This is a genomic window from Quadrisphaera sp. DVD1, assembly GCF_058932755.1.
In genome coordinates this window covers 19,746-32,703 of the sequence record NZ_JBZYWI010000017.1, presented here as the reverse complement: position 1 = coordinate 32,703, position 12,958 = coordinate 19,746, and the positions used below count along the sequence as shown (strand labels likewise).

The following is a 12,958-nucleotide window of genomic DNA, read 5'->3' as shown; positions in this document are numbered from 1 at the left end:
ACCGCGCGCGTCATCGACGTCGGCGGGGCGCCCGTGGTCGTCGCCCAGCCCGCCGAGGGCGAGTTCGCCGCCTACAGCGCCGTCTGCCCCCACCAGGGCGGCGTCGTGGGCTCCAGCCGCGACACCGTCGTCACGTGCTCCCTGCACGGCAGCCAGTTCGACACCGCCGACGGGGCGGCCGTGCTCCAGGGCCCGGCCACCGAGCCGCTGGCCGCGCTGGCCGTCGCGGTCGACGGCGCCGACGTCGTCGTGGGCGGCTGACCGGCGTTCCGTCACCACCGGCCTCGGGTGGCCGCGCTCCTCCGGCTGCCCGCTCCTGCGCCCCTTCTGCACCGGCTGGCGCCGGCAGGTGGCAGGGTGGCCCGGTGCCGCCCCAGAACACCCCGAACCCGTCCAGCGCCCGCGAGGGCGTCCCGCTGACCGCCGAGCACGCCCGGCTGGCCGAGTCGCCGGGGGCGTCCGGCCCGTGGCGGCTGTGGGGCCCGTACCTGGCCGGCCGCCAGTGGGGCACCGTGCGCGAGGACTACTCCGAGGACGGCGACGCCTGGGAGTCCTTCCCCTTCGACCACGCGAACGCCCGCGCCTACCGGTGGGGCGAGGACGGCATGGGCGGCATCTGCGACCGCTTCGGCTTCCTCAACGTCGCGGTCGCGATGTGGAACGGGCGCGACCCGATCCTCAAGGAGCGCCTCTTCGGGCTCACCAACGAGGAGGGCAACCACGGCGAGGACGCCAAGGAGCACTGGTGGGCCCTCGACGGCACGCCGACGCACTCCTGGTCGCAGTGGCTCTACCGCTACCCGCAGGCGGAGTACCCCTACGCGCGGCTGCGCGAGGAGAACGCGGCCCGCACCCGCGACGAGCGCGAGTTCGAGCTCGGCGACACCGGCGTCCTGGACGAGAACCGCTTCTTCGACGTCGTGGTCACCCACGCGAAGGCGGCCCCGGACGACCTCTGCCTGACGATCACCGCGACGAACCACGGCCCCGACCCGGCGCCGCTGCACCTGCTGCCGCAGGTGTGGTTCCGCAACACGTGGTCGTGGGGCGGCGACAAGCGCCAGGGCACGCTGACCCAGCTGCTGGCGCCCACGCTGAGCGTGGGCGGGCTCGAGGCGATCGAGGCCGAGCACGGCTTCCTCGGCCGGTACGTCCTCGCCGCGGAGGGCTCGCCGGAGGTCCTCTTCTGCGACAACGAGACCAACGCCGTCGCCCTCTTCGGCGCCCCGCGCAACACGAGCAAGTACCCCAAGGACGGCATCGACCGGCGCGTCGTCCACGGCGACACCAAGGCGGTCAACCCCGCCGACCAGGGCACCAAGGCGGCGTTCTGGTACTCCTGGGACGCCGTCGCGCCGGGGGAGAGCGTCACCGTGCGGCTGCGGCTGTCGCCGTCGGACCCGGACGCGGAGACCTTCGGCCGCGGCTTCGACGCCGTCCTGGCCGACCGGCGCGCCGAGGCCGACGACTTCTACTCCCACGTCATCCACGCCGGCCTGGACGAGACCGACCGCCACGTCGCCCGCCGCGCCTACGCGGGGCTGCTGTGGACCAAGCAGCTCTACCGCTTCGACGTCGCGCAGTGGCTGGACGGCGACCCCGACGTCCCGGCACCGCCGGAGCGGGCGAAGAAGGGCGGGCGCAACACCACCTGGCGCCACCTCGCGCTCGCCGACGTCATCTCGATGCCCGACGAGTGGGAGTACCCGTGGTTCGCCGCGTGGGACACCGCCTTCCACTGCATCCCGCTGGCGCACGTCGACCCCGACTTCGCCAAGGAGCAGCTGCTGCTCATGTGCCGCGAGTGGGCGATGCACCCCAACGGCCAGCTGCCGGCCTACGAGTGGGAGTTCGGCGACGTCAACCCGCCGGTGCACGCCTGGGCGGCCTGGCACGTCTACCGGATCGACGGCTACCGCGACCGCGACTTCCTCGTCCGGGTGTTCACCAAGCTGCTGCTGAACTTCTCCTGGTGGGTCAACCGCAAGGACGCCGACGGCTCGAACGTCTTCGAGGGCGGGTTCCTCGGGATGGACAACATCGCGCTGTTCGACCGCTCCGAGCCGCTGCCGCCCGGGTTCCGCCTGGAGCAGTCCGACGCGACGAGCTGGATGGCCTTCTACTGCCAGCAGATGTTCAAGATCGCGCTCGAGCTCTCCCGGTACGACCGGGCCTGGGACGACACGGCGACGAAGTTCTTCGAGCACTTCCTCTCCATCGCGCAGGCGATGAACACCTTCGGCTCCTACGACGAGTCGCTGTGGAACGAGGAGGACGGCTTCTTCTACGACGTCCTCGTCGCCCCTGACGGCTCGCACCAGCCGATGCGCGTGCGCTCCATGGTCGGCCTCCTGCCGATCCTCGGGGCGACCGAGGTGCCGGGGTGGATCGCCGAGGAGTGCCCGGACCTCACCGCGCGGCTGCGCTGGCTGCAGCGCCGGCGCCCGGAGCTCGTCACGCCGCTGCGCTCCCGCTCCACCCCCGAGGGCCGCAAGATCGTCCTGTCCCTCCTCGGCCAGGACCGCCTGCGGAAGATCCTCACCCGGATGTTCGACTCCGAGGAGTTCCTCTCCCCGTACGGCATCCGGTCGCTGTCGAAGGCCACCGGGCAGGTCGTGGCCCAGGTCGGCGGCAAGGAAGCGATGATCGAGTACGAGCCGGGGGAGTCGCGCACCGGGCTGTTCGGCGGCAACTCCAACTGGCGCGGGCCGGTGTGGTTCCCGGTCAACGTGCTGCTCGCCGACAAGCTCCGCACCCTGGGCCGCCACTACGGCGACTCGTTCACCATCGAGATCCCCACCGGCTCGGGGAACCACCGCACGCTCGTCGAGGCCGCCGACCTCATCGACGACAGCCTCACCGCGCTGTTCCGCCCGGTCGACGGGCGGCGCCCGGCCGACGGGGAGCGGATCGAGGCCTCCGACGACCCGCTGTGGAGCGAGCACCCCACGTTCAGCGAGTTCTTCGACGGCGACACCGGCGAGGGCCTGGGCGCCACCCACCAGACCGGCTGGACGGCGCTCGTGGCGCACCTGCTCAACCCGCGGCTGCCGGTGGACCCCCGCCGGCTGGCCTGAGGCCGGCGGTCCGCCCGGTGGCGGTCCGGGCACGTGGCCGGACCGTCACCGCGGGTGCTTAGGCTTGTGCGGTGGCCGATCCTGCGACCTACCGGCCGAGGCCGGGGGAGATCCCGGAGTCCCCGGGGGTGTACCGCTTCCGCGACGCCAGCGGCCGGGTCATCTACGTCGGCAAGGCCAAGAACCTGCGCTCGCGGCTGTCGAGCTACTTCCAGGACATCTCCGCGCTCCACCAGCGCACCCGCACGATGGTCACCACGGCGGCCAGCGTGGAGTGGACGGTCGTCGGCACCGAGGTCGAGGCGCTCCAGCTGGAGTACTCCTGGATCAAGGAGTACGACCCGCGGTTCAACGTCAAGTACCGCGACGACAAGTCCTACCCCTACCTCGCGGTGACGATGGGCGAGGAGTACCCGCGGGTGCAGGTGCTGCGCGGGGCCAAGCGCAAGGGCACCCGCTACTTCGGCCCGTACACCCACGCCTGGGCGATCCGCGAGACCGTCGACCTGCTGCTGCGGGTCTTCCCCGTGCGCACCTGCTCGAGCGGCGTCTTCAAGCGCGCCCGCCAGGTCGACCGCCCGTGCCTGCTGGGCTACATCGACAAGTGCTCCGCGCCCTGCGTGGGGCGGGTCAGCGCCGAGGAGCACCGGGCGCTCGCGCAGGACTTCGGCGACTTCATGGCCGGCAACACGAGCAAGTACGTGCGCCGGATCGAGAAGGAGATGGCCGAGGCCGCCGCCGAGATGGACTACGAGCGCGCCGCCCGGCTGCGCGACGACGCCGGGGCGCTGCGCAAGGCGCTGGAGAAGAGCGCCGTCGTCCTGCCCGACGCCACCGACGCCGACGTCTTCGGCCTCGCCGAGGACGAGCTCGAGGCCGCCGTCCAGGTCTTCCACGTGCGCGGCGGGCGCATCCGCGGCCAGCGGGGCTGGGTCGTGGAGAAGGTCGAGGACGTCACCACCGCCGACCTCGTGCAGCACCTGCTCCAGCAGGTCTACGGCGGGGAGGAATCCTCCACCGAGGGCGGCGCCGGAGCCGTGCCGCGCGAGGTGCTCGTGCCGGTCGAGCCCACCGACGTCGAGCAGGTCGGCAGCTGGCTCGACGGCCTGCGGGGCTCCCACGTCGACGTCCGGGTGCCCCAGCGCGGCGACAAGCGGGCGCTGCTGGAGACCGTGCAGCGCAACGCCACCGGCGCGCTGAAGCTGCACAAGACCCGCCGCGCCGGCGACCTGACCACCCGCAGCGTGGCCCTGCAGGAGATCCAGGAGGCCCTGGGCCTGGAGACCGCGCCGCTGCGGATCGAGTGCTACGACATCTCCAACCTCCAGGGCACCGAGGTCGTCGCCTCGATGGTCGTCTTCGAGGACGGCCTGCCCCGCAAGGCCGAGTACCGCCGCTTCGCCGTCCGCGGCGACCCCGAGACCGGTGCCACCGACGACGTCTCCTCCATCCACGAGGTCATCACCCGGCGCTTCAAGCGGCACCAGGCCGAGAGCCCGGCGCAGGACGCCGTCACCACCGAGGACGTCGGCGGGGAGGTCGCCCCCGGCATCGACGCCGACACCGGCCGCCCGCGCCGCTTCGCCTACGCCCCCAACCTCGTCGTCGTCGACGGCGGCGAGCCGCAGGTCGCCGCGGCCGCCCGCGCGATGGAGGAGCTCGGCGTCACCGACGTCGCGCTGTGCGGCCTCGCCAAGCGGCTGGAGGAGGTCTGGCTGCCGGGGGAGGACTACCCGCTGGTGCTGCCGCGCACGAGCGAGGGCCTGTACCTGCTGCAGCGCGTGCGCGACGAGGCCCACCGCTTCGCCATCACCTACCACCGCCAGAAGCGGTCGAAGACGATGACGACGAGCGCGCTGGACGCCGTCCCCGGCCTCGGGCCCGCGCGGCGCAAGGCGCTCATGGCGAAGTTCGGCTCGCTCAAGGCGCTTCGCCAGGCCACGGCCGAGGAGATCGCCACCGTGAACGGCATCGGCCCGGCCACCGCGGCCGCGGTGGTGGCGGCGCTCGCGGCCGACGCCCCGGCCCCCGCGGTCGACCTCACCACCGGCGAGCTCGTCGACTGAGCCCTACCGTGGGGCCGGTGCGGTTCGCCGACCTGCCCCCGGGCTTCGTCATCGCCCACCGGGGCGGCGCGCTGCAGGCCCCGGAGAACACGCTGGAGGGCTTCCGGGTCGCCGTGGCGCAGGGCCTGCCCGTGGTCGAGCAGGACGTGCAGGTGCTCGCCGACGGCGCGCTGGGCGTCATGCACGACGGCACCGTCGACCGGACGACGACCTCGTCGGGGAACGTCGCCGAGCACACCGCCGCGTCGTGGAAGCGGCTGCGCCTGGACGCCGGCGCCTACCTCGGGGGCGGCTGGGGCGACGACCTGCAGGCGCCGCTCTTCGACGAGGTGCTGGAGGAGTTCGGCGGCCGCGTGCTGCTGTGCCCGGAGGCCAAGTCCGCCGGCACCATGACGCCCCTGCTCGACGCGCTGGAGGAGGCGGGCACGAGCCCGGAGGCGGTGCTCGTGCAGTCCTTCTCCCGCCGGGAGTGCCAGGAGGCGGTGGCCCGCGGCTGGCAGGCGCTCTGGCTCGGGTCGAGCGACCCCGCCGGCGCGGCCGCCGACGGCATCGCCTGGATCGGCGCTGCCGCCTCGACCGTGACCCCGGCCCTGTGCGCGGAGGCGCGCGCCGCCGGCGTGAGGGTCTCCTCCTACACCGTCAACCGGCAGCGGCCCTGGGAGCGGCTGCGCTCGTGGGGCGTCGAGGCGTGCTTCTCCGACGACCCGGCGTACCTGCACGCGGCCGCGGGCCGCCGCAGCCGCGACGCGTTCGCGGAGCAGCGGTGGGCCCCGGGCATGCAGGCGGACGGCGACGGGCGCGGCCGCCGCGGCCGCTTCTACCCGGACGGGTCCTTCGGCTTCGACGGGGACAGCGCGCCGGCGTCCGCGGTGCTGCTCGGCGGCCTCGGCCCGCCCGACCCGGGCGACGTCGCGCTGGACGTCTCGGTGCGCGTCGAGGCCGGGGCGGACGCCGGCGTCGACGGGGCCGCGGTGCTGCTGCTGTCCACCACGGACGAGCCGCTCGGTGCCGGCGTGGACGGCTACCTCTTCCTCCTGCACCGCTCCGGCCGGCTGGCCGTGCAGCGGGTGTGCGACGGGGTGGCGACGACCCTGGCGGAGGGCGCCGTGGCCGCCCCGGCCCCCGGGGCGTACCTGCCGCTGTCCGTCACCGCGTCCTCGGCGGGCGTCTCCCTCGGCTGCCGGGACGGCGCGGGCGGCGGCGTCGCACTCCGCGCCGACGGCCCGACCGGCGGGCTCCGCTACCTCCACGTCGGCCGGCGCGAGGCGGCCGTCCGCTTCAGGGACGTGGTGTTCCGGTGAGGGACCCCGCCGACGTCCCGGGGCACGGCCCGGCCGACCCGCGGGGGTACTGCGTCACCGCGGCCCCGGGCGGCTTCGTGTGGACCCGCCGCGCGGACGACGCCACGTCCCAGGTGCACCCCACGCGGGAGGAGGCCGTCGCCGCGGCGGAGGCCGACCGGCGCTCCCGGGAGGCCGGTCCTCCGCCCGCGTGAGGGATGCCCGCGCCGGAGCGCCGCGCGAGCCCGGCCGTCGCCTGCGACACCACCCCGCCCCTGGCACGATGAGCGCGTGACCGAGACCGAGGCAGCGGCGTCCACCCCGATCGAGGGCGCAGAGCTGCTCGTCATCACCGGCCTGTCCGGCGCCGGCCGCTCTACCGCGGCCCACGTGCTGGAGGACCTGGGCTGGTACGTCGTCGACAACCTGCCGCCGCAGATGCTCGCGCCGCTCTCGCAGCTCGCGGCCAGCGCGACGGCCACCGTGCCGAAGGTCGCCGTCGTCCTCGACGTGCGCGGGCGCGGCTTCTCCGCCGACCTCTTCTCCGCCCTGTCGGGCCTGGAGGAGCGCGGCGTGCGCCACCGGGTGCTCTTCCTCGAGGCCTCCGACGCCGCGCTCGTGCGCCGGTTCGAGTCCGTGCGCCGCCCCCACCCGCTGCAGGGCGACGGGCGGGTGCTCGACGGCATCGTCACCGAGCGGAACCTGCTCGGTGACCTGCGGGCCGCGGCGGACATCGTCATCGACACGAGCGACCGCAACGTCCACCAGCTCGCCGCCACCGTCACCGACGCCTTCGGCGAGGTCGACCGCACCCGGCTGCGCCTGACCCTGGTCTCCTTCGGCTTCAAGTACGGGCTGCCCACGGACGCCGACCACGTCGTCGACGTCCGCTTCCTGCCCAACCCCCACTGGGTGCCCGCGCTGCGCCCGCACACCGGCAAGGACCCCGAGGTGAGCGAGTACGTGCTCGGCCAGGACGGCGCGGAGGAGTTCCTCGACCGCTACGCCGCGGCCCTGGAGCCGGTGCTGGCCGGCTACGCCCGCGAGAACCGCCGGTACGCGACGATCGCCATCGGCTGCACCGGCGGCAAGCACCGCTCGGTGGCGATGTCCGAGGCCCTCGCCGCCCGTCTCCGCGAGGCCGCCGGCGAGGGCGGCCCCGCCGTCCGCGTCGCCCACCGCGACGTGGGCCGGGAGTGAGCCAGCGCTCGCAGGCGCTGCGGCGCGGGCGCACCGCGGGCCGGGTCGGCCCGGCCGTCGTCGCCCTCGGCGGCGGGCACGGCCTCGCGGCGTCCCTGAGCGCCCTGCGCCACCTCTCCGAGCGCCTCACCGCGGTGGTCACCGTCGCCGACGACGGCGGCTCCAGCGGCCGCCTGCGCGAAGAGCTCGGCGTCCTGCCCCCCGGTGACCTGCGCATGGCGCTGTCGGCGCTGTGCGACGACACCGAGTGGGGCCGCACCTGGCGCGACGTGCTGCAGCACCGCTTCTCCAGCTCCGGCAGCCTCGACCGGCACGCGGTGGGCAACCTGCTCATCGTCGCGCTGTGGGAGCAGGTCGGGGACGCCGTCGCGGGCCTGGACCTCGTCGGCCAGCTGCTCGGCGCCCGTGGGCGGGTGCTGCCGATGTCCTCGGTGCCGCTGGCGATCGAGGCGGACGTCGTGGGGCTGGACGCCGACCCGGCCCGGTCCGTCGTCGTCCACGGGCAGGGCGCGGTCGCCACCACCGACGGCCACGTGGTCGGCGTCCGCCTGCTGCCCCCGGACCCGCCCGCGCGCCCGGAGGTGCTGGAGGCCGTCGGCGCCGCGGACTGGGTCGTGCTCGGCCCGGGCTCGTGGTTCACCAGCGTCATCCCGCACCTGCTCGTGCCCGACCTCGCCGCGGCGCTGCTGGCCACCCCGGCCCGGCGCTGCCTCGTGCTCAACCTCGCCGCCGAGCGGGGCGAGGCCAGCGGCATGTCCGCCGCCGACCACGTGCGGGCGCTCGCGGCCCACGCCCCCGAGCTGCGCCTGGACGCCGTCCTGGCCGATCCCAGCGCGGTCGAGGACGTCGACGACCTCACCGGGGCCGTCGCCGCCCTCGGCGCGCGGCTCGTGCTGCGCCAGGTCGGGCGCGGAGGCGTCCCCGAGCACGACCCGCTGCGCCTGGCGGCCGCGTTCCGGGACGTCTTCGACGGCGTCGAGGGCGACGTCCCGGCGCCGGCGCACCGCCGCTGACCTGCGGCGGCGCGCCGGGAGCCACTAGCACGTCCGCCCGGCGCGTCGACGGATCTCCGCGAGTCGCCCATATCGGCGTGTCGCCGGTGGCACCATGGACGGCATGGCACTGACGGCGCAGGTCAAGGACGAGCTCAGTCGTCTGCCGGTGCAGCGCTCCTGCTGCCGCAAGGCGGAGGTCTCCTCGCTGCTGCGGTTCGCGGGCGGGCTGCACATCGTCTCCGGCCGCGTGGTGGTGGAGGCCGAGCTGGACACCGGCGCGGCCGCCCGCCGCCTGCGCCGCGACCTGGCCGAGGTCTACGGCGCGGCCAGCGAGGTGCTCGTCGTGGCCGGGGGAGGGCTGCGCCGCGGCTCCCGCTACGTCGTGCGGGTCGTGCGCGACGGCGAGAACCTCGCCCGCCAGACCGGCCTGCTCGACCAGCGCGGCCGCCCGGTGCGGGGCCTGCCCCCGCACGTCGTCTCCGGCGCCGCCTGCGACGCCGAGGCCGCCTGGCGCGGGGCCTTCCTCGCCCACGGCTCCCTCACCGAGCCGGGCCGCTCCTCCGCGCTCGAGGTCACCTGCCCCGGCCCCGAGGCCGCGCTGGCCCTCGTCGGCGCCGCCCGCCGCCTGCAGATCTCCGCCAAGGCCCGCGACGTGCGCGGCGTGGACCGCGTGGTCATCCGCGACGGCGACGCCATCGGCGCGCTGCTCACCCGCCTGGGGGCCCACGACGCCGTCATGGTGTGGGAGGAGCGCCGGATGCGCCGGGAGGTGCGGGCGACCGCGAACCGCCTGGCCAACTTCGACGACGCCAACCTGCGCCGCTCCGCCCGCGCCGCGGTGGCCGCTGGCTCCCGCGTCGAGCGGGCGCTGGAGATCCTCGGCGACGAGGCCCCCGACCACCTCAAGGTCGCCGGCGCGCTGCGCCTGGCCCACAAGCAGGCCTCCCTCGAGGAGCTCGGCGCCCTGGCCGAGCCGCCGATGTCGAAGGACGCCGTGGCGGGCCGCATCCGCCGCCTGCTCGCGATGGCCGACCGCCGCGCCTCCGACCTCGGCATCCCCGGCACCGACGCCAACCTCACCCCGGACATGCTCGACGCGTGAGACGCCCGTCCACCTCGTGGACACGTGTCAGAGCCGTCGGAGTGATCCCCTAGGGTTCAGCCAGCACCAGCCACCACCGCGGCGGAGAGCCGCACCGGACCACCAGGAGGCACCGTCGTGACGATCCGCGTGGGCATCAACGGCTTCGGCCGCATCGGCCGCAACTTCTTCAGGGCCGTCCAGGCCTCGGGCGCTGACATCGAGGTGGTCGGCGTCAACGACCTCACGAGCAACGCCACCCTCGCCCACCTGCTCGCCTACGACTCCGTGCTGGGCCGCCTCGAGGGCGTGACCACCAGCGGCGACGAGATCAGCGTGGGCGGCAAGAGCTTCAAGGCCCTCGCCGAGCGCGACCCCTCCGCCCTGCCCTGGGGCGAGCTGGGCGCCGACGTCGTCGTGGAGTCGACCGGCATCTTCACCGACGCCACCAAGGCCAAGGCGCACCTCGACGCCGGCGCCAAGAAGGTCATCATCTCGGCCCCGGCCAAGAACGAGGACTTCACGGTCGTCATGGGCGTCAACGACGACCAGTACGACCCGGCGAACCACCACATCATCTCGAACGCCTCGTGCACGACGAACTGCCTCGGCCCGATGGCCAAGGTGCTGCACGAGACCTTCGGGATCGAGCGCGGCCTCATGACCACGGTCCACGCCTACACCCAGGACCAGAACCTCCAGGACGCCCCGCACGCCGACCTGCGCCGCGCCCGCGCCGCCGCGATCAACATCGTGCCGACCTCCACCGGCGCCGCCAAGGCGATCGGGCTGGTCCTGCCCGAGCTCAAGGGCAAGCTCGACGGCTACGCCCTGCGCGTCCCGGTCCCGACCGGCTCGGCCACCGACCTCACCGTCACCGTGGGCCGCGAGACCACCGTCGAGGAGGTCAACGCCGCGCTCAAGGCCGCGGCCGAGGGCCCGCTGAAGGGCTACCTCAAGTACACCGAGGACCCGATCGTCTCCAGCGACATCGTCACCGACCCCTCGTCGTGCATCTTCGACTCCGGGCTCACCAAGGTGATCGGCGACCAGGTCAAGGTCGTCGGCTGGTACGACAACGAGTGGGGCTACTCCAACCGCCTCGTCGACCTGATCTCCCTGGTCGGCAAGGACCTCTGAGCGCCACCCGCACGGAACCCGATCGACGCGCCGTCCAGGGAGGACAGCACCACTGATGCAGACCATCGACGACCTCGTCGCCGAGGCCGGCGACCTGCGCGGTCGCCGCGTGCTGGTGCGCAGCGACCTCAACGTCCCCCTGGACGGCACGTCCATCACCGACGACGGCCGCGTCCGGGCCTCGCTGCCCACCTGGCAGCGGCTCCTCGACGCCGGCGCGCGCGTCGTCGTCTGCGCCCACCTCGGGCGTCCCAAGGGAGCGCCCGAGGAGCGGTACTCCCTGCGCCCGGTGCGCGACCGCATCGCCGAGCTGCTGCCCGGCACGACCGTGCGCCTCGCGGAGGACACCGTCGGCCCGTCCGCGCAGGCGGCCGTCGCCGAGCTCGGCGACGGCGAGCTGCTCCTGCTGGAGAACCTGCGCTTCAACGCCGGCGAGACCAGCAAGGACGACGCCGAGCGCGGCGCCTTCGCCGACGCCCTGGCCGCCCTCGCCGACGTCTACGTCTCCGACGGGTTCGGCGTCGTGCACCGCAAGCAGGCCAGCGTCTACGACGTGGCGCAGCGCCTGCCGCACGCCGCCGGCGGCCTCGTGCTGGCCGAGCAGGACGTCCTGCGCCGCCTGACCACCGACCCCGCGCGCCCCTACGCCGTCGTGCTCGGCGGCGCGAAGGTCTCCGACAAGCTCGGCGTCATCGAGAACCTCCTCGCCACGTGCGACCGCATCCTCATCGGCGGCGGCATGGTCTTCACCTTCCTCGCCGCCCAGGGCCACGAGGTCGGGAAGTCCCTGCTCGAGGCCGACCAGCTCGAGACCGTCCGCGGGCACCTCGCCACCGCCGCCGAGCGCGGCGTCGAGGTCGTCCTGCCGGTCGACGTCGTGGCCGCCACCGCCTTCTCGGCCGACGCCGAGCACGAGGTCGTGCCGGTCGAGGCGATCCCCGCCGACCGGATGGGCCTGGACATCGGCCCCCGCTCGGCCGCGCTGTTCGCCGAGCGCCTCGCCGACGCCCGCACCGTCTTCTGGAACGGGCCGATGGGCGCCTTCGAGATGGCCCCCTACGCCGAGGGCACCCGCGCCCTGGCGCAGGCCCTCGCGGCGGTCACCACCGCCGGTGGCCTCACCGTCGTCGGCGGCGGCGACTCCGCGGCCGCCGTGCGCAGCCTCGGCTTCGAGGACTCCGCCTTCGGGCACATCTCCACCGGCGGTGGCGCCAGCCTGGAGTACCTCGAGGGCAAGGCCCTGCCGGGCCTGTCCGTCCTCGACTGACCGCTCACCGACCGAACCCCCTGGAGGGCGCTGTGGCCCGCACCCCGCTGATGGCCGGCAACTGGAAGATGAACGTCGACCACGTGCAGGCGACGGCGCTGGTCCAGCGCCTGGCCTGGACGCTGGCCGACGCCAAGCACGACTACAGCGCGGTCGAGGTCGTCGTCCTGCCGCCGTTCACCGACCTGCGCACCGTGCAGGTGCTCGTCGAGGGCGACTCCCTCGACCTCGCCCACGGCGCCCAGGACTGCTCGCACCTGCCCTCCGGCGCGCGCACCGGTGAGGTGTCCGCCCCGATGCTGGCCCGCCTCGGCTGCACGTACGTGGCCGTCGGCCACAGCGAGCGGCGCGAGCACCACGGTGAGGACGACGCCCTCGTGGCGGCCAAGGCCGTCGCCGTCCTCGGGGCGGGGATGAGCCCGATCGTCTGCGTCGGCGAGCCGCTGGAGGTCCGCCGGGCCGGCGAGCACGTCGCGCACGTCCTCGCGCAGGTCGAGGGCTCCCTCGCCGGGATCGCCGTCGAGGACCTGCCCCGCGTGGTCGTGGCCTACGAGCCGGTCTGGGCCATCGGCACCGGCGAGGTCGCCACGCCCGACGACGCGCAGGAGGTCTGCGCCGCGGTGCGCGCCCGCCTGGGCGAGCTGCACGGCGCGGCCGTCGCGGACGCCGTCCGCGTGCTCTACGGCGGCTCGGTGAAGTCGAGCAACGTCGCCGCCCTCATGGCGCGCCCCGACGTCGACGGCGCCCTGGTCGGGGGGGCGAGCCTGGACGCGGCGGAGTTCGCGGCGATCTGCCGCTACGCCGACCAGGTCGATCCCGCTGGCACGGGCTCCTGACCGGTACCCTGGCCCC

The 12,958-nt window shown here is 74.7% G+C and carries 11 protein-coding genes; all 11 read left to right on the top strand.

Annotated features, from left to right (window positions below; genetic code table 11):
* Positions 1-261, top strand: a 261-nt coding sequence (locus AC5FZL_RS03500) for a Rieske (2Fe-2S) protein (protein WP_493617176.1), incomplete at its 5' end; no start/stop codon positions are given.
* 104 nt (positions 262-365) lie between these two features.
* Complete coding sequence (locus AC5FZL_RS03495; RefSeq protein WP_493617175.1) at positions 366-3,077, top strand: MGH1-like glycoside hydrolase domain-containing protein; 2,712 nt, start codon at positions 366-368, stop codon at positions 3,075-3,077.
* 71 nt (positions 3,078-3,148) lie between these two features.
* Positions 3,149-5,143: an excinuclease ABC subunit UvrC gene (gene uvrC, locus AC5FZL_RS03490; RefSeq protein ID WP_493617174.1), complete on the top strand. Its 1,995-nt coding sequence runs from the start codon at positions 3,149-3,151 to the stop codon at positions 5,141-5,143.
* A 17-nt stretch (positions 5,144-5,160) separates the two neighbouring features.
* Positions 5,161-6,444 (top strand): glycerophosphodiester phosphodiesterase, encoded by a 1,284-nt coding sequence (locus tag AC5FZL_RS03485; protein ID WP_493617173.1) that lies wholly within the window; start codon positions 5,161-5,163, stop codon positions 6,442-6,444.
* A complete protein-coding gene (locus AC5FZL_RS03480; RefSeq protein ID WP_493617172.1) occupies positions 6,441-6,638 on the top strand; it encodes a hypothetical protein in 198 nt (65 codons plus the stop codon). The genes AC5FZL_RS03485 and AC5FZL_RS03480 overlap by 4 nt, the downstream gene beginning before the upstream one ends.
* 76 nt (positions 6,639-6,714) lie before the next feature.
* On the top strand, positions 6,715-7,623 hold the full coding sequence (gene rapZ, locus AC5FZL_RS03475) for an RNase adapter RapZ (RefSeq protein WP_493617171.1): 909 nt from the start codon (positions 6,715-6,717) through the stop codon (positions 7,621-7,623).
* Positions 7,620-8,636: a gluconeogenesis factor YvcK family protein gene (locus tag AC5FZL_RS03470; protein ID WP_493617170.1), complete on the top strand. Its 1,017-nt coding sequence runs from the start codon at positions 7,620-7,622 to the stop codon at positions 8,634-8,636. The genes rapZ and AC5FZL_RS03470 overlap by 4 nt, the downstream gene beginning before the upstream one ends.
* 103 nt (positions 8,637-8,739) lie before the next feature.
* Entirely contained in the window at positions 8,740-9,720 is a 981-nt protein-coding gene (gene whiA, locus AC5FZL_RS03465; protein ID WP_493617169.1) for a DNA-binding protein WhiA, read from the top strand.
* 117 nt (positions 9,721-9,837) lie between these two features.
* Positions 9,838-10,839 (top strand): type I glyceraldehyde-3-phosphate dehydrogenase, encoded by a 1,002-nt coding sequence (gene gap, locus AC5FZL_RS03460; RefSeq protein ID WP_493617168.1) that lies wholly within the window; start codon positions 9,838-9,840, stop codon positions 10,837-10,839.
* A 55-nt stretch (positions 10,840-10,894) separates the two neighbouring features.
* Positions 10,895-12,106 carry a phosphoglycerate kinase gene (locus tag AC5FZL_RS03455; RefSeq protein ID WP_493617167.1) on the top strand — a complete coding sequence of 404 codons (1,212 nt, stop codon included), beginning with the start codon at positions 10,895-10,897 and terminating at the stop codon, positions 12,104-12,106.
* A 50-nt stretch (positions 12,107-12,156) separates the two neighbouring features.
* A complete protein-coding gene (gene tpiA / locus AC5FZL_RS03450; RefSeq protein ID WP_493617178.1) occupies positions 12,157-12,942 on the top strand; it encodes a triose-phosphate isomerase in 786 nt (261 codons plus the stop codon).
* Positions 12,943-12,958 lie beyond the last annotated feature (16 nt).

Bases quoted from the DNA above. Each gene is read 5' to 3' on its own strand.
- AC5FZL_RS03455 (WP_493617167.1), top strand. From the start codon at position 10,895: ATGCAGACCATCGACGACCTCGTCGCCGAGGCCGGCGACCTGCGCGGT.
- tpiA (WP_493617178.1), top strand. From the start codon at position 12,157: ATGGCCGGCAACTGGAAGATGAACGTCGACCACGTGCAGGCGACGGCG.
- whiA (WP_493617169.1), top strand. From the start codon at position 8,740: ATGGCACTGACGGCGCAGGTCAAGGACGAGCTCAGTCGTCTGCCGGTG.